Origin of the sequence: Streptomyces sp. ALI-76-A (assembly GCF_030287445.1) — a bacterium.
In the GTDB taxonomy this organism is placed as follows: domain Bacteria; phylum Actinomycetota; class Actinomycetes; order Streptomycetales; family Streptomycetaceae; genus Streptomyces.
The window spans coordinates 1,026,401-1,052,369 of the sequence record NZ_JASVWB010000004.1; the positions used below are offsets into that span (position 1 = coordinate 1,026,401).

The 25,969-nt window shown below is 67.9% G+C and carries 28 protein-coding genes and 9 pseudogenes; 15 read left to right on the forward strand and 22 right to left on the reverse strand.

Going from position 1 to position 25,969, the window contains the following annotated elements; genetic code table 11:
* Positions 1–42: 42 nt before the first annotated feature.
* Positions 43–402, reverse strand: a complete 360-nt coding sequence (locus tag QQS16_RS40670) for a hypothetical protein (protein ID WP_286067685.1) — start codon at positions 400–402, stop codon at positions 43–45.
* A gap of 183 nt (positions 403–585) precedes the next feature.
* Here QQS16_RS40670 and QQS16_RS40675 point away from each other — a divergent pair.
* Positions 586–1,054: pseudogene (locus tag QQS16_RS40675) on the forward strand (ISAzo13-like element transposase-related protein); the annotation flags it as partial.
* A 144-nt stretch (positions 1,055–1,198) separates the two neighbouring features.
* Here the strand turns inward: QQS16_RS40675 and QQS16_RS40680 are convergent.
* The 3 genes from QQS16_RS40680 to QQS16_RS40690 form a co-directional block, all read right to left on the reverse strand.
* Positions 1,199–1,945 (reverse strand): SDR family oxidoreductase, encoded by a 747-nt coding sequence (locus tag QQS16_RS40680; protein ID WP_286068153.1) that lies wholly within the window; start codon positions 1,943–1,945, stop codon positions 1,199–1,201.
* 88 nt (positions 1,946–2,033) lie between these two features.
* Positions 2,034–3,101: an aldo/keto reductase gene (locus QQS16_RS40685; protein WP_286067686.1), complete on the reverse strand. Its 1,068-nt coding sequence runs from the start codon at positions 3,099–3,101 to the stop codon at positions 2,034–2,036.
* A gap of 69 nt (positions 3,102–3,170) precedes the next feature.
* Entirely contained in the window at positions 3,171–3,896 is a 726-nt protein-coding gene (locus QQS16_RS40690; RefSeq protein ID WP_286067687.1) for an SDR family oxidoreductase, read from the reverse strand.
* 137 nt (positions 3,897–4,033) lie between these two features.
* Between QQS16_RS40690 and QQS16_RS40695 the strand changes: the two genes are divergently transcribed.
* Positions 4,034–4,597 carry a TetR/AcrR family transcriptional regulator gene (locus QQS16_RS40695; RefSeq protein ID WP_286067688.1) on the forward strand — a complete coding sequence of 188 codons (564 nt, stop codon included), beginning with the start codon at positions 4,034–4,036 and terminating at the stop codon, positions 4,595–4,597.
* A 234-nt stretch (positions 4,598–4,831) separates the two neighbouring features.
* Here the strand turns inward: QQS16_RS40695 and QQS16_RS40705 are convergent, their stop codons facing one another.
* Positions 4,832–5,521: a tyrosine-type recombinase/integrase gene (locus tag QQS16_RS40705; RefSeq protein WP_286067689.1), complete on the reverse strand. Its 690-nt coding sequence runs from the start codon at positions 5,519–5,521 to the stop codon at positions 4,832–4,834.
* On the opposite strand from QQS16_RS40705, the pseudogene QQS16_RS40710 reads away from it, so the two are divergent.
* Positions 5,478–5,615 (forward strand): annotated as a pseudogene (locus QQS16_RS40710) (transposase); the annotation flags it as partial. The gene QQS16_RS40705 and the pseudogene QQS16_RS40710 sit on opposite strands and share 44 nt — an antisense overlap.
* Positions 5,616–5,672: 57 nt before the next feature.
* Here QQS16_RS40710 and QQS16_RS44155 read toward each other — a convergent pair.
* Together QQS16_RS44155 and QQS16_RS40720 are read right to left on the reverse strand one after the other, a co-directional pair.
* Positions 5,673–5,924, reverse strand: a pseudogene (locus tag QQS16_RS44155) (IS6 family transposase); the annotation flags it as partial.
* Positions 5,925–6,018: 94 nt separating this feature from the next.
* Entirely contained in the window at positions 6,019–6,978 is a 960-nt protein-coding gene (locus QQS16_RS40720) for a D-2-hydroxyacid dehydrogenase family protein (protein ID WP_286067690.1), read from the reverse strand.
* Positions 6,979–7,212: 234 nt separating this feature from the next.
* Between QQS16_RS40720 and QQS16_RS44160 the strand changes: the two are divergent.
* A pseudogene (locus tag QQS16_RS44160) lies at positions 7,213–7,449 on the forward strand (hypothetical protein); the annotation flags it as partial.
* Positions 7,450–7,552: 103 nt separating this feature from the next.
* Here QQS16_RS44160 and QQS16_RS40730 read toward each other — a convergent pair.
* Positions 7,553–7,735 (reverse strand): annotated as a pseudogene (locus QQS16_RS40730) (hypothetical protein); the annotation flags it as partial.
* A gap of 91 nt (positions 7,736–7,826) precedes the next feature.
* Here QQS16_RS40730 and QQS16_RS40735 point away from each other — a divergent pair.
* Positions 7,827–8,048: a hypothetical protein gene (locus QQS16_RS40735; protein ID WP_286067692.1), complete on the forward strand. Its 222-nt coding sequence runs from the start codon at positions 7,827–7,829 to the stop codon at positions 8,046–8,048.
* A gap of 16 nt (positions 8,049–8,064) precedes the next feature.
* Here QQS16_RS40735 and QQS16_RS40740 read toward each other — a convergent pair whose 3' ends face one another.
* Entirely contained in the window at positions 8,065–8,271 is a 207-nt protein-coding gene (locus QQS16_RS40740; RefSeq protein ID WP_286067693.1) for a recombinase family protein, read from the reverse strand.
* A 135-nt stretch (positions 8,272–8,406) separates the two neighbouring features.
* On the opposite strand from QQS16_RS40740, the gene QQS16_RS40745 reads away from it, so the two are divergent.
* The gene (locus QQS16_RS40745) at positions 8,407–8,649 is read left to right on the forward strand and encodes a PadR family transcriptional regulator (RefSeq protein ID WP_286068154.1); all 243 of its coding nucleotides are present in this window, start codon (positions 8,407–8,409) and stop codon (positions 8,647–8,649) included.
* Positions 8,650–8,678: 29 nt separating this feature from the next.
* On the opposite strand, the gene QQS16_RS40750 is transcribed toward QQS16_RS40745, so the two are convergent.
* Both QQS16_RS40750 and QQS16_RS40755 read right to left on the reverse strand, forming a co-directional pair.
* Positions 8,679–9,341, reverse strand: a complete 663-nt coding sequence (locus QQS16_RS40750; RefSeq protein WP_286067694.1) for a response regulator — start codon at positions 9,339–9,341, stop codon at positions 8,679–8,681.
* Positions 9,338–10,465, reverse strand: coding sequence for a sensor histidine kinase (locus QQS16_RS40755; protein ID WP_286067696.1), 1,128 nt, complete (start codon positions 10,463–10,465; stop codon positions 9,338–9,340). Before QQS16_RS40755 ends, QQS16_RS40750 begins: the two co-directional genes overlap by 4 nt.
* A gap of 228 nt (positions 10,466–10,693) precedes the next feature.
* On the opposite strand from QQS16_RS40755, the gene QQS16_RS40760 reads away from it, so the two are divergent.
* A complete protein-coding gene (locus QQS16_RS40760; RefSeq protein ID WP_286067697.1) occupies positions 10,694–11,068 on the forward strand; it encodes a DUF6223 family protein in 375 nt (124 codons plus the stop codon).
* Between the two features lie 11 nt (positions 11,069–11,079).
* Here QQS16_RS40760 and QQS16_RS40765 read toward each other — a convergent pair.
* Both QQS16_RS40765 and QQS16_RS40770 read right to left on the reverse strand, forming a co-directional pair.
* Positions 11,080–11,530: pseudogene (locus QQS16_RS40765) on the reverse strand (amino acid permease); the annotation flags it as partial.
* 11 nt (positions 11,531–11,541) lie between these two features.
* Positions 11,542–11,713, reverse strand: a pseudogene (locus tag QQS16_RS40770) (transposase); the annotation flags it as partial.
* Positions 11,714–12,314: 601 nt separating this feature from the next.
* Between QQS16_RS40770 and QQS16_RS40780 the strand changes: the two are divergent.
* The 3 genes and pseudogenes from QQS16_RS40780 to QQS16_RS40790 all read left to right on the forward strand — a co-directional run.
* Positions 12,315–12,671, forward strand: coding sequence for a DoxX family protein (locus QQS16_RS40780; RefSeq protein WP_286067698.1), 357 nt, complete (start codon positions 12,315–12,317; stop codon positions 12,669–12,671).
* 522 nt (positions 12,672–13,193) lie between these two features.
* Positions 13,194–13,427 carry an IS3 family transposase gene (locus tag QQS16_RS40785; protein ID WP_286067700.1) on the forward strand — a complete coding sequence of 78 codons (234 nt, stop codon included), beginning with the start codon at positions 13,194–13,196 and terminating at the stop codon, positions 13,425–13,427.
* A gap of 127 nt (positions 13,428–13,554) precedes the next feature.
* Positions 13,555–14,088 (forward strand): annotated as a pseudogene (locus QQS16_RS40790) (IS3 family transposase); the annotation flags it as partial.
* A gap of 128 nt (positions 14,089–14,216) precedes the next feature.
* Here the strand turns inward: QQS16_RS40790 and QQS16_RS40795 are convergent.
* The 3 genes from QQS16_RS40795 to QQS16_RS40805 all read right to left on the reverse strand — a co-directional run bounded on the left by QQS16_RS40795 (position 14,217) and on the right by QQS16_RS40805 (position 16,337).
* Positions 14,217–14,888, reverse strand: coding sequence for a class F sortase (locus QQS16_RS40795; RefSeq protein WP_502963974.1), 672 nt, complete (start codon positions 14,886–14,888; stop codon positions 14,217–14,219).
* 99 nt (positions 14,889–14,987) lie between these two features.
* A complete protein-coding gene (locus tag QQS16_RS40800; protein WP_286067701.1) occupies positions 14,988–15,488 on the reverse strand; it encodes a sortase in 501 nt (166 codons plus the stop codon).
* Between the two features lie 459 nt (positions 15,489–15,947).
* Positions 15,948–16,337 (reverse strand): erythromycin esterase family protein, encoded by a 390-nt coding sequence (locus QQS16_RS40805; RefSeq protein WP_286067702.1) that lies wholly within the window; start codon positions 16,335–16,337, stop codon positions 15,948–15,950.
* A 23-nt stretch (positions 16,338–16,360) separates the two neighbouring features.
* Here QQS16_RS40805 and QQS16_RS44165 point away from each other — a divergent pair.
* Positions 16,361–17,433, forward strand: a protein-coding gene (locus tag QQS16_RS44165; protein ID WP_502963975.1) for an IS630 family transposase whose coding sequence is annotated in 2 segments (ribosomal slippage) — positions 16,361–16,807 and positions 16,810–17,433 — 1,071 coding nt in all. Because the reading frame shifts where the segments join, the coding sequence is not laid out codon by codon here.
* Positions 17,434–17,438: 5 nt separating this feature from the next.
* Here the strand turns inward: QQS16_RS44165 and QQS16_RS40820 are convergent.
* The 4 genes and pseudogenes from QQS16_RS40820 to QQS16_RS40840 form a co-directional block, all read right to left on the reverse strand.
* Positions 17,439–17,867, reverse strand: coding sequence for an erythromycin esterase family protein (locus tag QQS16_RS40820; RefSeq protein ID WP_286067705.1), 429 nt, complete (start codon positions 17,865–17,867; stop codon positions 17,439–17,441).
* Between the two features lie 76 nt (positions 17,868–17,943).
* Positions 17,944–19,146, reverse strand: a complete 1,203-nt coding sequence (locus QQS16_RS40825; protein WP_286067706.1) for an IS3 family transposase — start codon at positions 19,144–19,146, stop codon at positions 17,944–17,946.
* Positions 19,109–19,311, reverse strand: a pseudogene (locus QQS16_RS40830) (Tn3 family transposase); the annotation flags it as partial. The pseudogene QQS16_RS40830 and the gene QQS16_RS40825, both read right to left, overlap by 38 nt.
* Positions 19,312–19,773: 462 nt before the next feature.
* Positions 19,774–20,724: a hypothetical protein gene (locus tag QQS16_RS40840; protein WP_286067707.1), complete on the reverse strand. Its 951-nt coding sequence runs from the start codon at positions 20,722–20,724 to the stop codon at positions 19,774–19,776.
* 465 nt (positions 20,725–21,189) lie between these two features.
* Between QQS16_RS40840 and QQS16_RS40845 the strand changes: the two genes are divergently transcribed.
* The 4 genes from QQS16_RS40845 (at position 21,190) to QQS16_RS40860 (ending at position 24,158) form a co-directional block, all read left to right on the forward strand.
* On the forward strand, positions 21,190–21,366 hold the full coding sequence (locus QQS16_RS40845; RefSeq protein ID WP_286067708.1) for a DUF6415 family natural product biosynthesis protein: 177 nt from the start codon (positions 21,190–21,192) through the stop codon (positions 21,364–21,366).
* 743 nt (positions 21,367–22,109) lie between these two features.
* Positions 22,110–22,358 carry a hypothetical protein gene (locus QQS16_RS40850; protein WP_286067709.1) on the forward strand — a complete coding sequence of 83 codons (249 nt, stop codon included), beginning with the start codon at positions 22,110–22,112 and terminating at the stop codon, positions 22,356–22,358.
* A gap of 50 nt (positions 22,359–22,408) precedes the next feature.
* Entirely contained in the window at positions 22,409–22,603 is a 195-nt protein-coding gene (locus QQS16_RS40855) for a hypothetical protein (protein ID WP_286067710.1), read from the forward strand.
* A 247-nt stretch (positions 22,604–22,850) separates the two neighbouring features.
* On the forward strand, positions 22,851–24,158 hold the full coding sequence (locus QQS16_RS40860) for a nucleotide sugar dehydrogenase (protein ID WP_286067712.1): 1,308 nt from the start codon (positions 22,851–22,853) through the stop codon (positions 24,156–24,158).
* On the opposite strand, the gene wecB is transcribed toward QQS16_RS40860, so the two are convergent.
* Together wecB and QQS16_RS40870 are read right to left on the reverse strand one after the other, a co-directional pair.
* Positions 24,146–25,246, reverse strand: a complete 1,101-nt coding sequence (wecB, locus tag QQS16_RS40865; RefSeq protein WP_286067714.1) for a non-hydrolyzing UDP-N-acetylglucosamine 2-epimerase — start codon at positions 25,244–25,246, stop codon at positions 24,146–24,148. The two genes, QQS16_RS40860 and wecB, sit on opposite strands and share 13 nt — an antisense overlap.
* On the reverse strand, positions 25,243–25,896 hold the full coding sequence (locus QQS16_RS40870; protein ID WP_286068156.1) for an acyltransferase: 654 nt from the start codon (positions 25,894–25,896) through the stop codon (positions 25,243–25,245). Before QQS16_RS40870 ends, wecB begins: the two co-directional genes overlap by 4 nt.
* Between the last annotated feature and the right edge of the window lie 73 nt (positions 25,897–25,969).

Consider the following 25,969-nt stretch of genomic DNA (forward strand, 5'->3'; position numbering starts at 1 on the left):
AGCATCGAGTCTCCAGCATCACGGGGAGACTTCATCCCCGCCTCAGTGGAACTCGTGGACCACCTGGATCTCGCCGACAATGTGGGCGTTGAAGTCGTCCAGCTCCTCGGCCGGAACCCAGAGCTCGAGGATCGTCTGCCCGCCCGCCTGTTGGATGGGATACCGGCTCAAGAACTCCGACTCGACCTCAAAACGAGTGACGAAGCCGGCGCCATCGTGCTTCACGTTCCAGTCCCGCGCGATCCTGATCGCGTAGTCCTCGTTGAGGACCGGGTAGAAGATCGGCTGCTCCGGCAGCCGGGGCGGCCACGCACTCCAGTTCAGCTCCCGAACCAGATCCAGCTCCTTGGGGCCGGTGGGGCGCCACAGGGTCGTCGTTGCTTGCTGGCTGGTCATGTGCATCGCTCTCTGAACGTTGGCCGTCGGTACGGCGGGGCGGGAGACCGGACGATACCGGGAGCGCGAACTCAGCAGCTACACAGTTTCCACACCTAGCCAGCTCCGTGACCAGCAGTTACGGGACAACGTTTAGGATTTGCAGGGAATCAAGGTGTTGCTTCCAGTTCTGGGTCTCGTTGGTGTGTTATGCGCATCCCGGACGAAACTCGTGATCAACTCGCTGTGGAGTTCGCGGTGTTGCTCCCGCACTTGGATGAACGGCAGCGACGGCTGCTGATGGCTGCGGAGGCCCGGGCGCTGGGACACGGCGGTGTCCGGGCCGTGGCACAGGCCGCTGCGGTCAGCGAAACGACGGTCCGCAAAGGCGTGTTCGAACTTGAGGCGGGTGAGGAGCCTCTGGGACGGGTGCGCCGTCCGGGGGAGGAGGCCGAAAAAGAGTCGCGGATCTGGATCGGGGGCTGCGGCCGGTACTGCTGGCGCTGGTTGAGCCGGATGTACGGGGGACCCGATGTCGCTGCTGCGGTGGACGGTGAAGTCCACCCGCGCGCTTGCACAGGCGCTGACCCTGGCCGGGCACCGCGTCAGCGCCGACACCGTCGCCGGCCTGCTGCGGGAGGAAGGCTTGAGCCTGCAGGCCAACGCCAAGACGATTGAGTTGTCGCTGCCCGCGCCGCGGTGCACCATGTGCAGCTTCCCGCCGAACTGCTCGCGGACCTGATCGACACGACCACGTGTTGCAGCGTCCCCTGAAAGCGCCGTGGTAGCGGGCTTTACGCCCGTGGCGGGACGGCAGACGAGCTCAGAGCTGGGTTTCGCCGCCGTCCACGGCCAGCTCGATGCCGGTGGTGTACGTGGCATCGAAGGCGAGGAACGCGGCCGCCTTGGCGAACTCTTCGACGGTGCCGTAGCGCTTCATGGGGTTGCTCGCGGTCCGCTCCGCCCTGAACTGGTCGGCGGCCTCTTTGGACAAGTTCATCGTTTCCAGAATCCCCGAGTCGATGGGACCCGGGCTGATCGCATTGACACGGATTCCCCGCGGAAGCAGCTCGCGGGAGAAGGTGCGGGCCATCGAGCGCAGCGCCGCCTTGCCGGCCGCATAGACGCTGGTGTCCACCATGCCGATGACGTTCGCGATCGAGGTGGTGAGGACGATGCCGGCGTTCGCGCTCAGCAGCGGGGCGAGCTTCTGCACAGTGAAGAAGGCGCCCTTGACGTTGATCGCGAACAGCTCGTCGTACACGTCCTCGGTCGTCGATTCGAGGGGCGTGAGGGGTGAGATGCCGGCGTTGACGAACAAGGCCTCGATCGAGCCGAGCTCGCTCTTTACACGGCCGGCGAGCATATCCAGGTCGGACAGTGAGGCCACATCCGCCCGGACGGCCACGGCATTCTCGCCGAGCCGCTCGCATGCCGCTTCGAGCTTGGCCTGAGAACGGCCGATGATCACCACGCGGGCTCCGCCTTGCACCAGCAGCTCCGCCAGCGCGAGCCCCATGCCGCTGCTGCCACCCGTGATCACCACATTCTTGTCGCAGTACTTACCCATACCGAGGTTGCTCCGTTCCATCATCAAAAACACGTTGATATATCTGGATGTCGCCGTTCATAAACGAATCAGCCGGGGGTTTCGATCTTCATGTGGTTTCGATCTTCATGTCGCCTGTGGTGACCGTGCGGATGTGATCGCTGGCGAGCAGGTCGTGCGGATTGCCGAGGTCGATGGCGCTGACCTCGTCGAGGCGGGCCAGCTGGGAAGGAGTGAGGTCGGCCTGCAGGGCACCGAGGTTGTCCTCCAGCTGCGCGATGGTGCGGGCGCCGATGATGGGTGCCGTCACGCCCGGGGCGTTCAGCGTCCAGGCCAGTGCGACCTGGGCGGGTGTGCGGCCCAGCTCCGAGGCCACCTCCTTCACCGCATCGGCAATGGCAAGGTTGCGGTCGGTGACCCATCCCAGGGCGACGTTGAGGCTCTTGCGGTTGCCGGCGGTTTCGCCGACGACGGAGCCCGCCGGGTTCTGGTCCTCCCGGCTGTACTTGCCGGTGAGCACCCCGCCGCCCAACGGGGAAAAGGGGACCACGCCGAGTCCCATCTCGCGTGCCATCGGGATCAGGTCACGCTCCGCGGTGCGCTCGATCAGGCTGTACTCGGTCTCCAGTGCGACCAGTGGCGACCAGCCGCGCAGGTCGGCGATCGCCTGCATGCGCGACACCTGCCAGGCCGGGGCGCTGGAGATCGCCACGTACAGCACCTTGCCCTGTCTCACCAGGTCGTCCAGGCCCCGCAGGATCTCCTCCACCGGCGTCCTGAAGTCCCATACGTTCACGTAGAGCAGATCGATGTAGTCGGTGTTCAGCTGCCGCAGACTGGCTTCCACCGACGCCAGCATGCTCTTGCGGTGGGTACCCCCGGAATTCGGGTCACCGGGCTGGCGCAGCGTCGAGTACTTCGTCGCCAGCACCATCTTGTCGCGGTTGGTGCGGGCGAATTCGCCGAGTAGTCGCTCGGAGCTGCCGTTGGTGTAGGTGCTGGCGGTGTCGAAGAAGTTGCCGCCGAGCCCGGTGTAGTGGTCGAAGAGCTTGCGCGCCTCGTCGCGTTCGGCGCCCCAGCCCCACTCGGTGCCGAAGGTCGCCGTGCCCAGCGCCAGCGGTGAGACCCGGAGTCCGGAACGGCCCAGCAGCCGATAAGTGTCGAGAGTGAGTGCCATCGTGTTCTCCTGTGAGGTGCGGTTCGTGGCGTTCGAGAGGTGCGGATTGGTGGTCGGCTCGCCCGGGTTTCAGGCGCCGAGCCCGTAGCCGCCGGCCACGGTGATGTCCTGGCCGGTGATGTAGCCAGCGGCGTCCGAGGCGAGGAAGGCGACTGCTTCCGCGACCTCCTGGCTGGCTCCGAAGCGCTCGAAGGGGATCTTCGAGCACATGGCGTCCCGGCCGCTCTCGGGCACCCCCAGCTTGTTGAGCAGCGGGGTGTCGGTGACCCCGGGGCTCACGGCGTTGACGCGAATCCTGCGCGGGGCCAGTTCGAGCGCGAGCGAGGGCAGTATGGCCAGCAGCGCGCCGCGTGTCGCTGCCCCCACCGTGGCGCCAGGGGTGCCGCGACGGGATCCGATGCCGACGGTCAGCACGATCGAGCCGCCGTCGTTCATGAGGGGAAGGGCCTTTTGGAGGGTGAAGTACTGGCCCTTGAAGTTGAGGTCGGCGTGCTCGCCGAACGATTCCTCCGTCACCTCGGCAACCGGTGCCGGACGGAAGATCCCGGCGTTGAGGAAGAGCAGGTCCAGCGATCTGAACCGCGCCGACACCGCTGACATCAGGGCGTCGGTGTCGGAGAGCACGCGCCCGTCGGATCGGACGACGAGCACGTCGTCGGGGAGCTCGGATCTTGCTCGTGCGAGGGAATCGGGATTCTGTCCGGTGACCGCGACTTGGTAGCCGCGGGCGTGCAGCAGCTCGGCCGTCGCTCTGCCGATCCCGGTCGTTCCCCCGGTGATGAGAGCTGTAGGCATGGCAAACCTTTCGTCGCTGAAGCGATGGGTGAGACCACCCGTAATCGGGGAACTCCCCGGTTGTCTCACCGTACACTGAACCGGGACATCCCCGAATCTTTTCCGAGCCTCCTCCGACACTCACGATCGCGAAGGTCATGACACCTCCACGCAGCACCCTGCGCGCCGACGCGCAGCGCAACCGCGAGCAGCTGATCGCCACGGCCGCCGAAGCCTTCGCGTCCGGACGCGCGATCTCGCTGGACGCGATCGCCAAACGCGCGGGCGTGGGGAACGCCACCCTGTACCGGCACTTCCCCACCCGAGAGGATCTGGTCGAAGAGGTCTACCGGGACCAGATCCGGCCCTTGCGCGAAGATGCGCGCACTCTGCTGGCTACCAAGCCGCCCGCGCAGGCCCTCCACGCGTGGATGCTCCGATTCGCCGACTGGGCCGGTGAACGACGCGGCATCTGCGAGGCCCTGGTCGCCATGAGCGCTTCCGGCCGCTTCGGCACCGGACCAGTCTGCGACGAGGTGCAGCAGGTCCTGGCGATGGTGCTCGAGGCCGGCGCCACAGCAGGAGAACTGCGCAGCGACATCGACCCGGTCGAGGTAGGCGGCATCCTCGCCGGTCTGCTCTCCGTGGCCGGCGCACCCGAGCAGCGCCCCCAGCTGAACCGAATGCTGGACGTCGTCGTCAACGGACTCAGGCCCCGCTAAGCGATACGCCAGCGGTTCGGCGAGGCGTCGGCCTATGCCGGACGGCATGGCTGCGGCCGCGGCGGTCGTGGCGCCCCAGACCTTGGTGAGGACCGTCGGGATGGTTGCCTACGTTCGGCTCGTTCCCCGCCTCGCGACAGCGCCCGAACGGCTCGTCAGGTGTTCCTGCCGTCGCCGCTCAAGGGGGATCACCGAAGTAGACCCAGGAGCCGCCAATAGTTGATCTTGGAGGCGTCAGCGCTTCCTGCGGGCGGCAGGGTCGCGTTCGGCGACGTGTCGGGCGACTGCGTCGACGCTGGGGCGGGCGTAGCGTTCCAAGGACTGGACGGAGGCGTGGCGGGAGCGTGCCAGCAGCATCGGGGTGGAGGTGCCGCCCTCAGCGTCGTGTGTCAGGGCACTGTGGCGTAGCCGATGGAGCGTCCAGCCGTTCAGGTCCTCGATGCCCTCGGGCGAGGCGAGAGGGTTGGCCAGGAGCCGGGTGTTCTCCTCGAAGATGTCCTCGGCCCGGCGATAGGAGAGCCGGGCCCGGCCGGTCTCGGGGCACACGTCCAGCGTGGGTGTTCCGGCCGGGGCCTTGCGGTCGGTGAGGAACTGCGGGCCGCGGGTGCGACGGGCGATCAGTCGGGGCAGGAGTTGGGCGGTGCGGGACTGCCAGTGAATCCACTCGATCGCCCCGCCCTTGACGGTGATCCTGCCACGCTTGTCCTGCGGATATAGGTCCTCCACGTTCAGGAACAACACCTCTACGGCGCGGGCCGCCGACTCGTAGAGCAACTTCCAGAACGTCTTCTCCCGCAGCGAGACGTCCAGCCGCCACAGGGCGGCGATCTGCTTCTCAGCAAGGGCCTTGGTGCGGTCGGGCGGCGCCGGCCGTCGCTCGATGGCGATCGTGGGGTCGGATTCGATCCATACGGAGACCGGCAAGACGGTCGCCGAGGTCGCCGATGACCTGGGGATCAACGAGACCACCCTGGCGAGCTGGGTCTCCCGCGCCCGCCGGGCAGGGGCCGCTCCGGCCGGCGGGAGTGACGAGTTGGAGCGGTTGCGGCGGGAGAACGCCCAGCTCAAGCGGGACAACAAGGAACTGGTCATGGAGCCGCTTGTCACCGGGCCGGGGCTGCCGGTGGCACAGCACGTTGGCGTAGGCGTGCCCGAACTTGGCGTACCAGCGGCGGATCGTCTCGTAGGAGACGGTCACGCCGCGCTCGAGCATGAGCTCCTCGACCTCGCGGAAGCTGAGCGGGAAGCGGTGGTACAGCCACACACAGTGGGAGATGGCCTCGGCCGGGTTCCGGTGCCCCTTGTGTGACAGCGACGCGCTCCCCACGGACGACCCTTCCCAGGCTGATCAACCAGAAGATCATCCCACCGGTCAGCCAACGTGACAGTGCCGGTCGGACGGATGCTGGGCCCGAGATCGGTCAGTCGAGACGGCGTACCGGTGAGCCCGCCAGGAAGGCTTCGATGTCCTCGACGGCCTGGCTGTAGTAGATGCGGTAGTTGTTCTGGGACACATAGCCGAGGTGCGGCGTGGCAAGGAGTCTGGGCGCGGTGCGCACGGGGTGGTCGACGGGCAGCGGTTCGATGTCGAAGACATCGGTCCCCGCGCCGGCGATCCGCCCCTCGTACAGCGCGGCGAGCAGGGCATCCTGGTCGACGATCGCGGCCCGGGAGGTGTTCACCAGATACGAGGTCGGCTTCATCAACGCCAGTTCGGGGGCTCCGAGCAGCCCGCGGGTGCGGTCGCCGAGCACCAGGTGCACCGAGACGAAGTCACTGGTGGACAGCAACGCCTCCTTGGAGGAGGCCAGTTGCACACCGTGCTCCTCGGCCCGCGCGTCGGTGAGGTTTTGGCTCCAGGCCACCACGTCCATGCCGAAAGCGAGACCGACCTGCGCCACCCGGCTGCCGATCTTGCCGAGGCCGAGGAGGCCGAGACGACGCCCGTGCAGGTCGGCGCCGACCGTCGACTGCCAAGGGCCGCCGGTGCGCATCGCGGTGGACTCCGTGACGATGCCGCGGGCGAGACCGAGCAGCAGCGCCCAGGTCAGCTCCACCGGCGGAGTGGAGGTGCTCTTGGTGCCGCACACCGTCACGCCGTTGGATTCGGCCGACGCGAAGTCGATCACGGAGTTGCGCATGCCCGAGGCGATGAGGAGCTTGAGGCGGGGGAGTCGGTCGAGGACTGCAGCCGGGAACGGGACGCGTTCGCGCAGCGTGACGATGATGTCGAAGTCGTTGACGGCGGCGACGAGTTCGCCCTCCGTGGCGAAGTGCTCCGGGAAGCTGACGACCTCCACTCGGTCCAGAACCGGGCCCCAGTCGGCAACGGTGGTGGCGACGGATTGGAAGTCGTCGAGAATGGCGCAACGCAGGTTCATGTCAGTGCTCTCCATCGTTCACGCGGTGAGTTGGGCCGCTGACGGGCAACGCCACGGCACCGAGGCCCGCGGGTCCCGGGAGGCTGATCATTCCGCATTCGGTGCCAATTCCCGTGAACGGGTCGTCGGTGAGGTCCAGTTGTCCGTCCAGGTCCGTGTGATCGGCGAGCCGGCCAGTTGCGCCATCGCGGTCACGCCGAGGGAGCTCTCCACCTGGTATCCGAGCATGACCGCATGGCGCGGGCGCCACCCGGACTTGCTCGCCGTCAGCGCGGTCGCGGACGAGGCCACCGCCTGGGCTGCCGGCACCTCGGCACGATCATCGCCACCCGGGACGGCGGCACGATCTGGCGCACCCAGCCCACGCCTTGCGGCGACGTCCAGTGGGGCCTCGACTTTACGGACGCGCACACCGGTCGGGCCGTGGGCCTCGGCGGCACGATCCTGCACACCCGCGACGGCGGCAACACCTGGGAGCGTAAGCCGACCGACATCAAACGGACCTTCCACGCCGTCTCGTTCAAGCCCGACGGAAGCATCGCCTCGGCGTCGGCCGCAGCACCACCATCCTCATCTCCACGTCTGTTCCGAGGCCGCTCTTCCGTCGCGGGTGAGCCATGTGCTTGCCCGATGGGCACCATCGCCTCGCCCTCACCCCACACGACGTCCGACGCGGGGCAAGGCGCCCCGTCGCCCGCCGGTAGGAGCGCAGGGCGGCGAGCTTCTTGTCCGAGGCTTCCTCGCCGGGCTCCCAGACGCTTGACAGTGACACTCGGATGGCTGCGGGGGATGGCCTGGCCCTCGGGGCGGGGGCCGTCCGCATGCTCTGCGTCGACCAGGGGAGAAGCATGGCGAACGAGCTGAAGTACGGCGACAAGGTCCACCTGCAGAACGGCTACAGCAGCTGGGCGGGCGGTTACCTGGACACCAACGGCCACAGCAGCGACGGCGGGAAGCGGAAGTCCCTGACTTGCTCCGGATGCCAAACCGCCCGTGAGGGGGCACTGGAGGCGCGGCTGCGGTTCACAAGCCCCACAGGCGCACGGAACTGCGGCAGCGTCTGCCCCTAGGTGATCTGGGCCGATCTCACGGCAGCCGTCTGAAGCAAGGAACTACTCGACGCGCCCGAGGCCGGGAGACCGGGGGCCGGCCGCCGTATATGCCCTTGCGGGACGCGGTCTCCAGTCCCTCCAGTGTCGACTCCCGGAAGTTCTCCCGCTTCGTCTCCGCCATCGCGGCGAAGACCCCGAACAGCAGCTTGCCGGGACCGGTGGGGTCGTAGATGCCGGGCAACGGCCCGGCGAGCATTAACGCTGACGGACCCCGGCCTCGTGCCCCTTCCCTGTAATCGAACAATACCGTTACCCTCCGCGACCCGCTCCCCAAGATCTTTTCCAGATCCCGAAACTCGCCGACATTCAGGAACAGATCCACGGCGCCTGGAAGAGCGAGGAACTGGCCCGCCATGACTACCAGACCAGCCCCGGAACCCTGTACCCGACGCTGCACCCGCTGGAGGCCGACGGGCTGCTGGTCTCCGAGCAGCGGGTGGTCGACGGCCGGGTCCGGTGCGTCTACTGGGCGACCGAGGCCGGGAAGCAGGGCTTCGCACAGGACCGCAAGGCGCTCAGGAAGCTGGCCCGAGAGGTCCTGGTCGACGGGGCGCCGTAGCGTCCTGGTCAGTCAATGGCGCGCTGGGGTCAGGAGTTGCGCGGAGATACTAGGCCGGATTCGTAGGCAAGGACCACGAGCTGGGCGCGATCACGGGCATGCAGCTTGGCCATGGCCCGGTTGATGTGGGTCTTGGCGGTCAACGGGCTGATGACCAGGCGGTCGGCGATCTCGTCGTTGGACAGGCCCTGTGCGGCCAGGGCGACGGCCTCGCGTTCGCGGCTGGTCAGCTCCTCCAGCCCGTTGCCAGCGCGGGTGGGGGGCGGCTGGGTGACGTACCGGTCGATAAGCTTGCGGGTGATCGCGGGCGCGAGCAGGGCGTCGCCGCGGGCGGCGACACGTACGGCGTGCAGGAAGTCCTCCGGCACGATGTCTTTGACAAGGAACCCGGCGGCACCGGCGCGCAGCGCGTCGAAGACGTACTCGTCCATGCCGTAGTTGGTCAGCACGACGACGTGCACGCCGGCCAGGGCCGGGTCTGCGGCAATGCGGCGGGTCGCTTCGATGCCGTCCATGACGGGCATCTGGATGTCGATGAGCACGACGTCGGGCAGCTGCTCCTTGATGAGCGCCAGGCACTCTTGGCCGTCGGCGGCCTCGGCCACGACCTTGATGTCGTCTTCGAGGTCGAGTAGCGCGCGGAAGCCGCTGCGGATGAGCGGCTGGTCGTCGACCAGCAGGACTCGGATCACGACGCTCCGTTCGTGGGGAGTTCGGCCTGGACGGTGAAGCCGCCGGCGCTGCGCGGCCCGGTGCGCAATCGGCCGCCCAGGGCCGTGACGCGTTCGCGCATGCCGAGCAGCCCGAGGCCGGGGGCCGGCGCGGGGTACGGGGTGGCCTTTCCGTCGTCGTCGACGCGGATGGCAAGGGCGTCCGGCCGGTAGTTCATGAGCACCGAGGCAGTGGTTGCGGAGGCGTGCCGGGCGACGTTGGTGAGCGACTCCTGAACGATCCGGTAAGCGGTACGGCCCACTGCGGCCGGGACGGCGTGCGGATGTCCTTCGATCGTCAGTGTTGTCTCCAGGCCGGTTGTTTGGAACCCTTTCACCAGGTTCGGGATGTGATCGAGTCCGTGCGGCGGCGTGGTGTCGTCGTCGCGCAGCGCCTCAAGGGTCGCGCGCAGCTCCCGGCTCGCCTCCCGGCCGGCTTCCTGGATCGCCAGCAGGGCCTCTGGCACCTGCTCGCCCCGCCGCCGGGCCACGTGGACGGCGACCTCGGACTGCACCTTGATGACCGAGATCTGGTGGGTGAGCGAGTCGTGCAGCTCCCGCGCGATGCGCAGTCGCTCCTCGTCGGCCCGGCGCCTGGCAATCTCTTCGCGGGTGTGCTCGGCCTCGTCTGCCCGACGCTCGGCCTGCCGCACCGCCTCCCCTGCGGCGAAGGCGGCGATCAGCCAGGCGATCTCAAGGGTGCTCCGAGCCTGCGCCACGACCTCGCCCGCGGACCCGTCGTGGAAGACCAGGGCGGTGAGGTGGAGCACGGCCACCAGGCCCATGGATGCGACCACTGCGACGGCGCGATGTCCGGCACGTACCGCGCCGTAGACGGCCACCAGGTAGGAGACGGCGAGCACCTCGAACCCGGCCGCCAGATAGCCCACCGCAGACAGCCCGGTGACGGCCAGGACCACGAGCGGTGCCCGGCGGCGCGCGGCCAGCGCCAACCCGCCGGCCGCCAGCAGCACGGAGCCGGGCAACTCGCCACCCCCGGCCGGGGGTGGCCCGGACAGCCCGGTGCCCAGCAGCAGCGCCGCCACGCCCACGGCGATCACCCAGTCGGTGACCGGGGCCGGGTAGGCGAACTGTCCTTTGTCCATGGGGGCACCGTAACCGGCTGCGGTTGTGGGCGAGTCCGGCTCTTGGACGAGCGATCGACTACTGCGTGTGCGGTACCGGCGCGCCGCCTGCCGCAACCGCGGTATCCGGATGCCGCGGATGCGGCAGTGGAAAGTGCCTGCGTCCGCTGGATGATCGGCAGCGGGCCGGCGCGCATGCTCGAGACGCATCGAACCTCGCAGTCAGCGACGGAGAAGGAGGAGAGCGGCATGAGTGCTTCAGCAGCGCTGATGGTGGCCGCCGAGGGCGGGATCATCGGCGACGGGCGGACCGGGGCCAACCTGGCCTTGGGGGTAGGGCTGCTCGGCCTGGCTATCGGCTGGCTGGCCCTGGCCCGCGCCGGCGGCCGGATCAGCATAGGCAACGCGCGCACCGGCGGGATGTCGGCCATGGTGGTGGGTCTGGCCGGCACGGCCCTCGCGGTGCTGCACCTGGCCACCTCCAGCGGCGGTCCCGGCACCGGCAACGGGCTCGTCGGCGCCATCGCTGCTGTCCCGCTGGGGCTGGGCGCTGTGCTCCTCGGCCGCCGGGCGTTGACCCGCTCCCGCGGCGCCGACCGGCCGCTCGATCGGCTGACCGTCTGACCGCCACCGGGTCACGACGTGCGTGCGCCCACCGCGCGCCGGACCCCGTAGGCGGTGGCACCGACGGCCGGCACCGCAGCCCGGAGAGCACCGAGGACAGCGGCAGAGCGAAGGCCAGGAGCAGGCAGTCGGCAAGCACGACCACAGGGATGATCCGCGCGGCACGGCCCTCCTGCGGCCGCAGGGTCCAGGTGCAGGCGTTGGCAACGGCGTAGTACGCCAGCACCGAACGAGGAGAACCGATCGCCCCGCGTACGTCCGTGGTCGCCGTCGGCAGCGCCACCACCGCGCCGACCACCAACTCGGCGCGGTGGTGGCACCTTGAACCGCGGGCACCTGCCGCGGTGACAGCACGCGGCAGGTGCCCATCACGGACCATCGCCAGCGTGGTGCGTGAGACGCCGAGGGTCAACACGAGCAGCGAGCAGAGCGCGGCAACGGAGCACCGACACGTTCGACCGGTGGAGGAGGTCCTAACAAAGGCGTTGGACGTGTCGGTGGGTGATCAGGCAGGTGGCGAGGCCGAGGATGAATTCGTGGATGTCGTCGCGTCGTTCCCAGCGGATCCGCAGGGGGGAAGTCGTGGAGCCAGGCGATGGTGCGTTCGACCACCCAGCGGAAGATCCCAGGCCCACGACAAGTACCGGCGCCTGGTCCGGGCCCGGAACATCACCCCGGTATTCGCCGAACGGGGCCAGGAACACTGCAGGACGAACAGGATCCCGCACAACGCCTGCCGGTCCGGTACCCGCGGACGGCCATCCACCAGCTTCGGGCCCGGCTCCGGCAGCAACGTCTCGATGAGCGAGCACAGTTCGTCCGACACGATCCACGGACGCGGCTCCCTCCCGCCAACGAGCAACCAGGCCGACAGTCACATGATCAACAACTTCTGCTGAGACCTCTGAGCCTGTCGCGCCTGTCGCCCTGGCCGCGTCCGACAACGGTGTGGCAGCCTCCGCCAGCTCCTTCGGGCCGAGGACCGCCAGGGCGGCGATGGCGACGGAGGAGTAGCACGTACGGCCTGTTGCTCGCCCTGGGGCGGCCGGTGCGATCATCGGTGCACAGCAAGCATCCCCCCGACAGCACCATCGCGTGGTGTTGCGCAACCACCACCAGGCGTTCGGGCCACTGGCACACCCAGCGGCCAACCGATGTCACAAATCGAGTCGTTGGCTTGTCATACGGAGAACGGCATCCCACAGCGGGAAGCCCGGCAACATCGTCCCCACAGAGCGGAGAGAACGTGTTCGTCGCCTTCGTCACGGTCACCATCCTCGGCGCGGTCTTCAACGGTGCCGCCGCCGTCACGTACCTGGTCGGTCATGAGTACCCCAAGACCCAGGCGGACATGAAGGGCATACCTCGGAAGTATGTACCGGTACTGGGCACGTTGCTGGCAGCCGGCACCGTGGGGCTGCTGGCCGGGCTCGCCGTTCCGATACTGGGAACTCCCGCCGCCTCCGGCCTCGTGCTGTACTTCATCGGCGCAATCATCGCCCACCTGCGGGTGGGCTCCCGCGACATCGTAGGCGGGATCGCGTTCCTGGCCACCGCGGTGGCCGCCCTGATCCTGGGCCTGCTCTACCACGGCCCCTGGTAACCCGCGGGATCCACAAGTGGGCGCCGCGTCCAACACCCCGCGGTGCCGCATCCTCGTGAAACCATCACCGGCCTCGCCGACCGAATCCCGGTCGAGAGCCCCCGGCCTTCCGCCAGATCCAGTACCGCGGCAACGTCATTGATGGCCCAGACCCGTGGTGACGGATGCCGTCACGCCCCACCCCCTGAGAATCGCTCCGTGTTCATGCTCAGCCAGACCTGGAGCAACGCGCAAGAACGGCTGCCTTGGACCGGGGTATACGGAGGTTCGTTGCACAAGGCGGCTTGGAGCGGTCGAGGCCTCGCGCGGTGCTGGTGGCGGCGCCTGCCTGCCGACCGCCAAGCCCTGCTGTCCCTCGCGCATCAGCGTTGTGCGTGCCGGGATCGAGGAAGTAGGCGACGTAACGGCGATTGGCCGCCGGCAACTCGTTGCACGCGGACAGGCTGTGCGGATCAGGGGCCCGGCGCCCTGATAGGCCATCGTGAAAAAAGCGACCGCCTTCTTCGCGAAGGAAAGCGACCGGTGAACGCGTTGCACCGGTTGATCCATGCGGAGAAGGCGAACTATCCGATCGTTCTGCTGTGCCGTGTACTGCACGTGGCCCGCTCCTTCTACTACGCTTGGCGCGAGAGCGAGGCCGCCCGCCAGGCGGCCGACGACGCACTCGCGCACGAGATCACCGTGCTGCACATCGCCTCCCGCCACACCTACGGTGTCCCGCGAATGCATGCCGAACTGCGGCGCCGGGGGCGATAGGTGAACCGCAGGCGCATCGCCCGCCTGATGCGCGAGCGCGACATCCGCGGCGTCACCCGCCGCAAGAGACGGGACGCCCGCGGCGCAGGCCCCTCGCTGACCAGGCCGGACACGAAGGCGAAGCCCGGCCCCGGACCTGATCGGCCGCGACTTCCATGCCGAGCGCCCCGGCATCAAGCTGGTCGGCGACATCACCTGCCTGCCCACCGCCGAGGGCTGGCTCTACCTCGCCTGCTGGCTCGACCTGGCCACCCGAGAGATCGTCGGCTACGCCTTGGCCGACCACCATCGCGCCGAACTCGTCACCGACGCCTTCGACATGGCCCACGGCCGGGCGCATTTGGAGCCCGGTTGTGTCATACACAGCGATCGCGGCAGCGAGTACACATCAGCCCAATTCCGCGACCGGATACGAGCGTTGGGGCTGCGCCAGAGCTGCGGACGCGCCGGATCATGCTTCGACAGTGCCGCCGCGGAGAGCTTCCTACTCAAGGAGGAGATCGGAACCCGGGCCTGGCCCGACCGGGCCACCGCCCGCGCCGAGGTCTCCACCTTCATCGAGACCTTCTCTAACCGCCGCCGCCTGCGCAGACACAGGACCTTCGGCTACCTCACCCCGGTCGAGACCAGACAGCGCCACCAACACGCTCTCGCGGCATAACCAACGAGTGTCCAAGAGCACGGGGAAACGTCAGGTTCCTCGCTCCCGACTCCACCCAGACCAAGGATCTGTGCCCAGCGCGTCCGCCGTCTGGGGCGGGGCATGATGAACGGGCTGGTTCGGTGTGGTCACGTCACCGCGGTCAGCGTTGCGAATACGACGACATTGCCTTGGTAGCCAGTTTCTTCGGCGTATTCACCCCCACAGGTGATCACGCGTAGTTCGGGCCGGGGAGAACTGCCGTAGACCTTCTCGTCCGGAAATGCCTCCTTGTTATAGAGCTCGACGGCATCGACCGTGAAGACTGCTGTTTGCCGGTCTGTCCGGGTGATCTCGATGGTGTCGCCCTTGGTCAATGCTCCGAGCCGGTAGAAAACCCCGGGTCCTTCCTGCGTGTCGACATGTCCCGTCGTGATGGCTGTCCCCTCTGAGCCGGGAGTTGTGCCATCGCCGTACCACCCGGCAAAGGCCGGCATATCTGCTGATGGTGGGCGCAGTGCTCCTGTCTCGTCGAGGGTCAGTTCCGTCATGGGGGCATTCACGCCGATGGCGGGGATTCGCAACTGCACCGGATCAGACGGAGGCAGCGCCGACACGGAGGGGTGGTGGGCCGGGGCGGTGCTGCTGGGACCGGGCCGCAGGGAGGGGGAGAAGGACTGCGCGGTCGAAGGCTGCGGAGGCTGTCCGCCCCGGAGCGCCGTGGTCATCAGCATCAAGCCCGTCAGCAGGGCGCAGACGAGGAACTTGGTGGAGGGGGTGAACAGGGAGGAAGGATCCACGGGCTCGTCGCCGGGTGCCATCGCCTTAGCGCCTTTGCTTCGCGGCCGAAATGAGTGACGGGAGCGACCCGGGCCCCCGGACCGACACAGGCCCGGGGGCTGGGCCGATGGAGCAGAGCGTCAGGTGCGGGCACCGGCCGGGCGGCGGCGCATCTTGATCGCACCTCCGGCGGCGGCTCCGGCAAGCAGCACCGCCCCCAGGGCAAGCTGGGTGCCCTTGTCATTGCCCGCCCCGAAACCAGCATCGACTGCACCGCTGGGGTTGCCGGTGCCGACCATGTACGTGCCCGTGACTTTGACTCGCGGCGGGCACTTCAGAGTGACGGTGTAAGCACCGGGCTCGGTTCCACTCGGCACCTGGAATTCGCCGGTCAGTACGCCCGTGCGGTCGCCTGGGAAGAGGTGGAACTTGCCTCCTGCCTCCGATTCGCCCTTCCCATAGGTCTCTGAGCCGCAGGCTGCGGTGCTGACGCGGACGGTGGAGCCTGGGGCGGCGTGTCTCGTGCTGATGTGGATATCTGAATCACTGGTGGGGCCGCTCGCGGCTGCTGCGGCTGGGCTCGACAGACCGACGGCACCGAGAACCAGACCGATGCCTGCGCCTGCACACTTGATACGCATGTAGTTCCTCCGGGGAAGCAGTGGCCGGCTGGAATGCGCGGCACCGTTGTTGTGCTCCGCTCATGAGAAAACCGACAGGCCGTTAGGGCCGCAACATGGCATACGGACGGATGGGTCATCCGGCCACACCCAGCGACCGCACTCCTTTGATCATTTATGCAGGTGAGCGGCTTGGAGGGAGAGATTGGAAGAATGCACCGCACCGGTGACGAAGGACCAGCGTCCGTCCCCTTATGAAGAGCGCGGAACGCCGGTGAGGTTCAGCGCGCGCCCGTCGCCGACGGAAGCGTGAGGGACCGCTCCCGCATGAGCCGAAGCTCGGTAGTTGTCTCCGGAAGAGCGGCGGAGCTGGCGAATACGACCGGTCGAAGCAACCTGGTCGTCACCAGTGAGGCACGCGGCTTGTCACAAATGCTCATTCGGCAGCTTTCCTGTCACCCGTACAGGTACGCAGCACCTTCACTGATCGCTCTTTGTATAGGAGAGGGCACGGACCGGGGAGACCTCTTGCGTGTGGAGGATGGCGTCGAACCACTCTGCGAGCGATCCACCGGAAAGGTGGTAAGCGGCATTGTCAGTGGGGTCGTAGTGCGGACCGATCAGGCGCGTCTTGGCCGGCGTGTCGAGCCAGGCCCGCACAGTGGGCGGGCCATCGACGCGCAGATCCAGAGGATAGGCATCCAGCCCAGTGCCTCCCAGGACTGCGTCAGCGAACTCCGCCGGAGGGGGCAGGACAGGGTAGCGAGCCATACCGTGATGGAAGGTCAGGCCGATGGAGACATAACCGGTCCCGAAATACTCGCGGAGGTACTGAGGTTTTCGGGTTGTCGTCGGGTGGTGACGGTTCATGATCCCTGCGGTATGCCGGTGGTATGCGTTATCCGGAGGGTGGGGGCCTGACCGCTGAGCGTCGGGCCTTTCGGGAGAAGATCCGGCTCCGGGCCGGTGAGAGGTTCACGGCGGGCGAGAAGACTGCGGTGACCGCCAAGGATTTGCGGGTGAGTGTGCGGTCGGTGGAACGCTGGCGCCGTGCCTGGCGCGAGGGTGGCATGGAGGCCCTGCGTTCTGCGGGCCCGGCCAACTCCCCGACCGTCACCGATGCCCAGTTCGCCGTGCTCGAGGAGGAACTCGGCAAGGGTCCGTCAGCGCACGGCTTCGGCGATGAGCGGTGGACGTTGGCCCGGGTCCAGACGGTGATCCGCCGGCGTCTGAGGCTGAGCCTGTCGGTGGCGACGGTGTGGCGGCTGTTGAAACGGCACGGCTGGTCATGGCAGGCGCCCGCCCGCAGAGCACTCGAACGCGACGAGCACGCCGTCGAACTGTGGAAGAAGGAGGTGTGGCCGAGGGTAAAAGCCTCGCGGCGGCCCACGGAGCCTGGATCGTCTTCGAGGACGAGTCCGGATTCTCCATGACGCCGCCTCGCGCCCGCACCTGGGGCCGGCGCGGACACACCCCCGTCATCCGAGTGAGAGGCCGCTCCCGCCGCAGGACCTCGGTCGCCGCCCTGTGCTGCTACAAACCGGGCGTGGAAAGCCGTCTCATCCACCGGCCCCGCAACCACCTCCTCCTCAAAGGCGCACGCAAGAGCTTCTCCTGGCAGGACTACCGCGACCTGCTCGTCCGTGCACACATCCAGCTCGGCGGCCCGATCGTGGTGGTCTGGGACAATCTCAACACCCACCTGGCGGCCGGGCTGAAACAGTACGAGGCCGAGCACGACTGGATCACCACCGTCCGCCTCCCGCCGTATGCACCCGACCTGAACCCCGTCGAGACCCTCTGGTCACTGGTACGCCGGGCCATGGCCAACACCGCCTTCGACACACCCGACGGCCTCGACCGCACACTCCGCCGGGAGTTACGAAGGATCCAACTCCGGCCACACCTGATCGACGGTTGCCTCACCGCCACCGGCCTGACCCTCGCACCACCGACCCCACCCTGAAAACCTCAGTAACTGCCCGCGTTCCGGTGTGTCATCGGCGGGGAAGAGGGAGAGACAGTCCGCGGATTGCCGTTGACGGTGTGTGCGATGCCACCCCAGTAGACGATCCTGTCCGAGGTGTCTTCATGCCACCGGTTGGCGCCCTCGGCCAGACTCCGCTCGATGCCGGCCAGGCCGCCGAGCGGGGAGGTCTGGCCCTGAGGAGAGCGGGCGGCCCCGGCGAACCGAACCGGGTCATCGGGGTGCCGACGGTTGAAGGAGCGCATCCACCGGATAACGTCGACGATCTCCTCGGTCTGCCAGAAGGACCGGGCCTCGGACAGCATCACCCGCGGGTCCCCCGTTCCGGTCCTGATGTATTCGTCGAGTCCGACCCTTGACGCGTCGTCCCCTTCCAGCGCAAGTGAACGGAATCCCAATTCCTCGACCAGCAACCGGACGAGCCTGTGCGAGAGAGCGGACAGTTCGTGGGCCTGGCGGGCCGCGGCACCGACAGCTACGACCCGGACATCACGCACGATGTCGGCCACCGGTAGGAGGGCGGTCAACGGGGCTTCGAAATCGAGCATGGCGTGAGGTTCCCCCGGCGTGCGGGAGGCGCTGATCAGTTGGTGAGGGCAGGTTGACGGGTTTCAGGTTCGTTCGTTCGGCCGTTGCCTGGTCGGCGTAGTGCTTCTCCTCGAACTCGATCGGACTGAGGTAGCCGAGCCGTTTCTGGATGCATCGGGAGTTATGGAAGCCGTCGATGTATTCGAACAGCGCGAGGTTCACCTCGGCCCGGGTGGCGAAGACGCGGCCGCGGGCGCACTCCGTCTTGATGATCAGCCACAGGTTCTCCGCGAGGGCGTTGTCGTAACTGTCCCCGACCGATCCCATGGATGCCTCAGCTCCCGCTCTTACAAGTCGCGTTGTGAGCTTCACGGATGTGTATTGACAGCCGTGATCCGCATGGTGGATCAGCTTGCCCGGTTCGTCTTCCCGGGTTGCGAGCGCGTATTCGAGGGTGGTCAGGACCAGGTCGGCGTCCGCGCGGGCGGAGGTCTCCCAGGCCACCACCCGGCGGGAGAACGCGTCCCGGATCGCCGAGAGCCACAAGGGCCCCTCACCGGTGTTGATCACGGTGAGGTCGGTGACCCACAGCCGGTCCGGCGCGGGCGCGGTGAAGTCCCGCTCGACCAGGTCCGGGGCGGGGGTGGCCTTGGGATCGCGGCGCGTGAAGCTGCCCCGGCGTGGGCTGATGCCGGCGATGTCGGCCTCGCGCATCAACCGCTCGACCCGTTTGCGGCCCACGTGGGCGCCCTCGCGCTGGAATACGGCGTGCACGCGCGGCGAGCCGTATGTCCCGCCCGAGCCGATCTCCTTGATCTGCTCGGTGAGTTCCACATCCCGGCGCCGGCGTTCGCACGGCTCGCGCTCGGCACGACGCCAGCGGTAGTACGTCGAGGAGGCGATGGAAAGTTCCCGGAGTACGCACTCGACCCCCAGGCGCGGGTGCTCGTCTATGAGCGCCGTCACCTGGTCCGGGTCGGGTCGAGCTGCGCCGCGAAAAACGCCGAGGCCGTCCGCAGGACCTCGTTCGCCCGCTTGAGCTGGACGTTCTCCTTGCGCAGCGCGCGTGAGTTCGGTGCGTTCATCGGTGGTGAGCCGGTCGTCGCGCTCGCCGGCGTCCGCCTCGGCCTGACGGATCCAGCCACGCAGTGCCTCCGGATGCACCCCGAGGGTTGAGGTTCTTGTGCTTGAGCGGGGAGAGCCGGGTGATGTCCTCGTCCCGGATCTCGTGCTCCTCTCACGCAGCTGGGCGACGGCCGCGTCGATGTACCGGGTGGCCCAGAGCACCACGGCGTTCAGAACGAGACCCAGCGAGCCCAACTGATCCTCTTGCAGGACCGCGAAGAAGATGACGGGGGGTGACCTCGCGGCTCGTGTCCACGTCGGCCAGACGCGTCGCGCCGGTCCAGCGCGCCCGGCCGTCGCGCACCGACGAGTAGGTGCCGTACATCCCGGCCGTGTGGATCGCGTCGAGCGTGGCGCGCAGCTCGGCCCGGTCCAGCCTGGTGGGCACCGGTGCCGTTCCCGCCGCTCCGGGGGCGGCCGACACAGCCGACGGCGCCGTGACGAGCAGGAGTGCGGTGCCCAGCGGGGTCCCGACGAGACGTTTGATGCGCACGGCTGTCCCCTCGTTTCTGACGTTCCCGTCGGTCCTGGACGGTCAACTCCCGGGCTTTGTCAGGTGATTGTCGCGAGGTGCCGGTGCTCCTTACATCGGTCGCGGGGACGATCATCTTCACGGCGGGGCCACGACATCGGTCCTGGCCCCGCGAAGGTCGGTGGAGGGAGGCGTCAGAGACCGTACCGGTACTTCATGTGGCGCCAGAAGTCCCGGAACATCCACTTGTCGAACTCGGTGATCTGGGTGGCGCTGCCGGCCTTCATCAGGAAGCAGCACTGGCCGGTCGGGGACCAGTCGTAGAAGTCGTCGAGGCCGAAGGTGTGGCCGACCTCGTGCAGGTAGATGTGGATGTTCTCCTGGTTGAGCGCGCCGGTGAAGTAGGAGCGGCCCATGCGCTGCCCCCAGTCGCCGCCGGCGCCGCCGCCGAAGCCCTCGGTGAGCCAGAGGGACTGGTCGTAGTGGCGGGCGGCGCCGCCGGGACAGCGGGAGTAGTTGCCGTCCTGGTGGAAGAAGCGGCCGCAGTCAGGGGCGCACTGCGGGGCTCCGCCGCCGTCCAGCATGTTGGTGTAGATGTCGACGGAGTTGTCGCTCCACTGGAGGGTGGAGCGGTTCTTCACCGCCCAGCCGACGATGTTGACGGGGACGTTGGTGTACGGCCAAGCGTTGTGGCCGACGCCGTTGTCGACCATGGCCGCCATCCACTTGCCGAACTGCTTCTTCAGCGCGGCGTGGATCTGGTCGCGCAGGGCGGCGCTGACCGGCTGGTCGGACTCCCAGCGGATGCAGTAGTTGACGCTGCCGCGGTTGGCCATGATCTGGTCCCAGCCGTAGTTGCGGAAGCCGTACAGGTTGCCGTAGGTGGACTCGACGTGGTTCCAGACCTCATTGAGGGGCTGGACCAGGTTCGCGGGTGGGTTCCAGACGTCCGCGGAGGCGACCGCCGCCTCGGCTTGGCCCTGAGCCTTCGCCAGGACCTGGGCCACAATCTGGTCCTGGGTCCGTTCCTGGGTCGATCGGTCGTTCGCCGCCTGTGCCACGGAGGGGGTCGTCAGGCCGGGCGCGAGCAGCACGGCCAGGACGGCGGCGAACACGGTGAGCAGTCTTGCGACGCGGGTGCGCATGGTGATCTCCCTTTTTTGAGGGGGGCGGGATTTCACGTGCCTTCACTTCCCCCTCTGGTTGCCGCCGACCGCTCGGAGGTTGCTGCGCGCCGGGACGCCTCCCTACGCACGCCTGGAGCGCCACGATCCGCCAGAACCCGCTGCGACAGCTCCGGATCAAGACGCTTGTCCCTCCGGATCGCAGCGAACAGCCCCGCCCGCGACAAACCCACCCCGGCCTCCCGACACGACCGTGATCAAGTAACACGGCCTCCGGCATGACCGTGATCGACGCACACACCCTGCCGCCGCCGGGCGGGCGGAGCAGTGCAGTCACCCCAAGGAGGGCACGCTGCGGCAGCGTCAGCGGACCGTTCGGAAGTCGCGACGTCAGATCCCGCCTGCGGAGGACGAGATGGATGAGCACGCGCGACGACTGCGTGGTCACGTGAGTTTCGGCTTACGGACCTTGCCCGCGCCTCCCTGATGGACAGGCAGGAGCAGCAGGTGGCCTGCCTCATCGAGCGTGGGCGCGTCCTGCGCTGTGAGGGGGTGCCCGGCGAGCACCGGCAGGCTGTCGGATACGTCCGGCGGTTGGCGTGGACGGTCAGCGAACTCCTCGAGCTGCTCGTGGCAGCCCAGTGCCTGTCGCAGGAGCCGTAACCCTTTGCGCCACTGAATTCGGTCGGCGCTGCGCGCTGCCCCCATCCCTGAACAACATCCGGAGACGTTCGATGAGCGCTACAGCAGAGCACCCTTGCAACCATGCACCGCTTCTGCGGCGGGTGACGTCCTTCCCTGGCCGGCGCTGCCCTGCGCAGCCCCTGACGGAGCTGGAACGCCGGGCTCTGGCCTTGTCTGCGGACGGCATGCGCAACGCGGAGGTGGCGGCGGCCCTGGGCGTTGTCCGCATGCAGCCGGTACGAGATGGCATTGCCGTCAAGCTGGGCACCAGGGGGCGCTCGCACCGTATGGCCGGTTTCGTGTTGCCGGTGCCCGGGTGCACGGTCTGCTTGATCTGCCTGACCCGGCAGATCCTTGCCCCGCTCCCGCTTGACGTCTTCGGCCTGGTTCGGGCACTGGCCCTGCCGGGTGACGCTCAAGGAGCACGCGCACGACGTGCGGGTACCGGTGTACCAGGTCGATCAGACCGCCAGAGCAGCCCGCGCCCGACTCAAGGGGGAGACCCAGCCGAATCTGGTCTACCGGGCACTTCCGCAGTTTCTCAGCAGGCTGGAGCCCGCTCCGTCGGCCGCGGTAGAAGCGGTGCAGGGCCCGCCCTGTGCGCCCATCTCTGCCAGTCTCACCACGCAGCTGCCCCCGACCATGCCGCTCACCGCATGGTGCGTATCTGGATCCGGGCGGCAGTCACAGCGCTGCGGTGGAGAGGGGATGTCGACCGTGCCGTGGGCGTCGCCAGCCGGCTCGTCGACAACGGCGTCCGGCACGGTGTGGCCGAGCACGTTTGTGCCAACGACCGGTGGCTCACGGTGCGCGCGGCTGTCAGCGAGGCGCAGGAACTGGTCCTGGACGTGAGCGATGCGAGCGCCGCCTTCCCGGACTCCGCCGCCGCTCTGCGGGGGGAGCGGGGCCGGGGGCTCGCCAGGGTATTGGAGCAGGGCGCCACCCTCAGCTGGTTCCTGCACCACGAGTGACCGGGCAAGACCGTACGCGCCGTACTGACCCTCAAAGCTGTGGTGGCGTTATGGCAGCGAGCAGACAGTTCCAGCCGCGCTTCCACCCGGCCGGATTCGACGACGGGCTGCGCGCGGTGCTGGAGGATGTGCGGGCGGGCCGGTGGCGGTCGATGAGGGATCTGCTGGAGACCTGCGACTCATGGGCGCCCCGGCCCGGGACGACCACCCGGCCGCAAGAACACCCGGCCCACCCCGCGCTGTGACGTGCACACCGTCCGTAAACCAGGCACTGCGAAACAGCGAACGAAGAAATCAACAACCCCACGACCCCGCCGCACAGATTGAAGATCAAGTTAGTCATAACTTCTCTCAGACGATGGTGCGCCCCTTTGTGTCGGCTCACTGAAGTGAAACTGCAGAGATAGGGTGCGCAGTGCGAAAACCGCTGTTAATGCGTGTCGGCTGTCTTCGGTCGCCTGCGCAGCTTGATGCCATCGGAGGAAAGTAGCCGTGCAGATCTGTGTAGTCGCGCTCGGAAAGATCGGCCTGCCACTGGCTGTCCAGTTCGCTGCAAAAGGCCACCACGTCATCGGCGCCGACGTGGACGAACGCGTCGTGCATCTGGTCAATGAGGGCGTTGAGCCGTTCCCCGGTGAGGCCGGACTCGCTGAGAGACTGAAGGGCGTCGTCGTGGAGGGGCGGCTGCTGGCCACCACCGACACGACCTCGGCGGTCACGCAGGCCGAGGCGGTAGTCCTGGTCGTTCCGGTATACGTCGACGCCCGGGGCACCCCCGACTTCGGCTGGATGGATACAGCGACGCAGGCTGTGGCACGCGGGCTGCGGCCCGGCACACTCGTGTCGTACGAGACGACGCTGCCCGTCGGTACCACGCGAGGGCGCTGGGCGCCCATGCTCGAGCAGGGCAGCGGGCTGACCGCGGGCCGGGACTTCGGTCTCGTCTTCAGCCCCGAACGGGTGCTGACCGGGCGGGTATTCGCCGACCTGCGCCGCTACCCCAAGCTGCTCGGCGGCATCGACGCGGCCTCCGCGCGCCGAGGTGTCGAGTTCTACGAGTCCCTCCTCGACTTCGACGTACGCGACGAGCTGCCTCGCCCCAACGGTGTCTGGGACCTCGGCTCGGCAGAGGCCGCGGAGTTCGCGAAGCTGGCCGAGACGACCTACCGCGACGTGAACATCGGGCTGGCGAACCAGTTCGCACGGTTCGCGGACCGCATCGGCATCGACGTGGACCTGGTGATCGACGCCTGCAACTCGCAGCCCTACAGCCATATCCACCGGCCCGGCATCGCCGTAGGCGGTCACTGCATTCCCGTCTATCCGCGGATGTACCTGTGGAACGACTCGGACGCGACGGTCGTACGAGAGGCCCGGGCGACCAATGCCTCGATGCCCGAGTACGCGGTACGGCGGCTTGCGGAGGTGTACGGCGACCTGACCGGCGCAGGCGTGCTGGTATTGGGCGCGGCCTATCGGGGCGGCGTCAGGGAGACCGCGTTCTCCGGAGTGTTCCCCGTCGTCGAGGCGCTGCGGTCGCGGGGCGCCGAGCCGTACGTGTCCGACCCGCTGTACAGGGCCGATGAGCTGAGCGCACTCGGCCTGCCGCCGTACAGCGGCCAGACAGTCACCGCCGCCGTCATCCAAGCCGACCACGGTGAGTACCGGGAGCTCGGCTCCGATCAGTTCCCGGAGGTGCGCGTCGTGGTCGACGGGCGGCGGATCACTGACCCCGATCGATGGGCCGGGGCCGAGGTGATCGTGCTTGGTGCGCCGTCGCAGACAGCTCAGCGGGCCTGAGATCCGCGCACGTGATCTTCCAGCGCCCGCACCACACGGAGTGCTGCTTTGCCGTCGCCATACGGCATGCCGCGTGCGCTCTCGGGCGCAGGGCGCAGGACGGTGTCGGGCCATGCCTGGGAGCCCAGTTCACGAGGATCCGGCACAAGTGTGTTCCAGCCGTTCCGGAGCGTTTCAGGCCATTCCGTCTCCGTACGGAGTGTCGTGCAGACGCGCTCCAGAAGGAACGCCTCTTTCTGGAGTCCTCCCGAGTCGGTGATCACGCCGCGGGAGCCGAGCACCGTGCGGATCAGCTCGGCGTAGGGAAGGGGGCGGCTGATGTGGAGAGAGCCGCGGTCGAGTTTGATGCCGAAGTCCTCGGCACGTGCGAGCAGCCGGGGATGGGCGGCCAAGGCGACGGGAACCGGCAGACTGGTCAGGGCGTCCACGAGAGCCGCCAGGCGATCGGGGTGATCCGTGTTCTCGGCCCGGTGCAATGTGGCGAAGAGGTAGGGCTCCTGGGCGTCCAGGAAGGCCGGAGGCGCGGCGGTGGCCTTGTCCCTCAGCACCTTGTCCCTGATGCGCAGGCAAACATCCACCATGACGTCCCCTGTCAGGACCACACGGTCGGCCAGGCCCTCGGCTGCCAGGTGGCGCACCGCCTCCTGGGTGGGTGCGAGCAGCAGATCGGCAGCGTGGTCGGTGAGGACGCGGTTGTGCTCCTCGGGCATCCGCCGGTTGAAGGAGCGCAGGCCCGCTTCCAGGTGGGCGACGAGGATGTGCTGCTTGGCCGCGGAAAGGGCGCCGGCAAGAGTTGAGTTGGTGTCTCCGTAAACCAGCACCCATTCGGGGTGTGCGGCGGCGATGACGGGATCGAGGGCCGCCAAAATGGTACCGGTCTGCACGCCGTGGGTGCCTGAGCCCATGCCCAGGTGCACATGGGGCTCAGGGATGGAGAGGCCGGTGAAGAAGACGTCGGACAGATCGGCGTCGTAGTGCTGGCCGGTGTGGACGATCGTATGATGGTGCTCCGTGCCGCCGAACGCTGCGGCGACTGCGGCAAGCTTGACGAATTGAGGGCGTGCCCCCACTACGCTCATGACCTTCACGGGCTCGACTTTTCTCGGTATTGAGCTGGAAGCTCCGTCAGAATTCCGTCTTTCTCCGCGTAGAGAATCCCATTGATCGGGCACTCCCGGAATCCGGCCCGGTCCGGCAGTGCGCGCAGACGCTCGCCGGCTCGTCCCACCCATCCGATCTGATGGGCGGGGACACCGGCGACGAGGGCGAAATCCGGCACGTCCTTGGTGACGACGGCCCCGGCGGCGACCATCGCCCAGCGGCCGATGCTGACCGGAGCCACACACACTGAGCGCGCGCCGAGTGACGCGCCCTCAGCGACCCGGACGCCGACCGCCTCCCAGTCACCGGCGCGTCTCAGACGTCCGTCCGCCTCGACGGCGCGAGGCCTGCGGTCGTTCGTGAGGACGACCGCAGGCCCGACGAAGACGCCGTCGGCCAGTTCGGCAGGCTCATACACCAGCGCATGGTTCTGAATCTTGACCCTGTGACCGATCTTCACCCCAGGACCCACGTAGACACCCCGGCCCACGACGCAGTCACAGCCGAGTACGGCCTCCTCCCGGATCTGCGCCAGTTCCCACACGGTGGTACCAGGGCTCAGTACGGCTGACTCGTCGACCTGCGCACTCGGTGCGATCCGCACCTGCGGAAACACCGCCTTCCCGCTTTGGTTCATGTGCTGAGCAACGAGCACGGGCCGCTCCGGGTACGGCTCCCTGAGTCTTTGCCAACTGGGCTCGCAGAGCGAC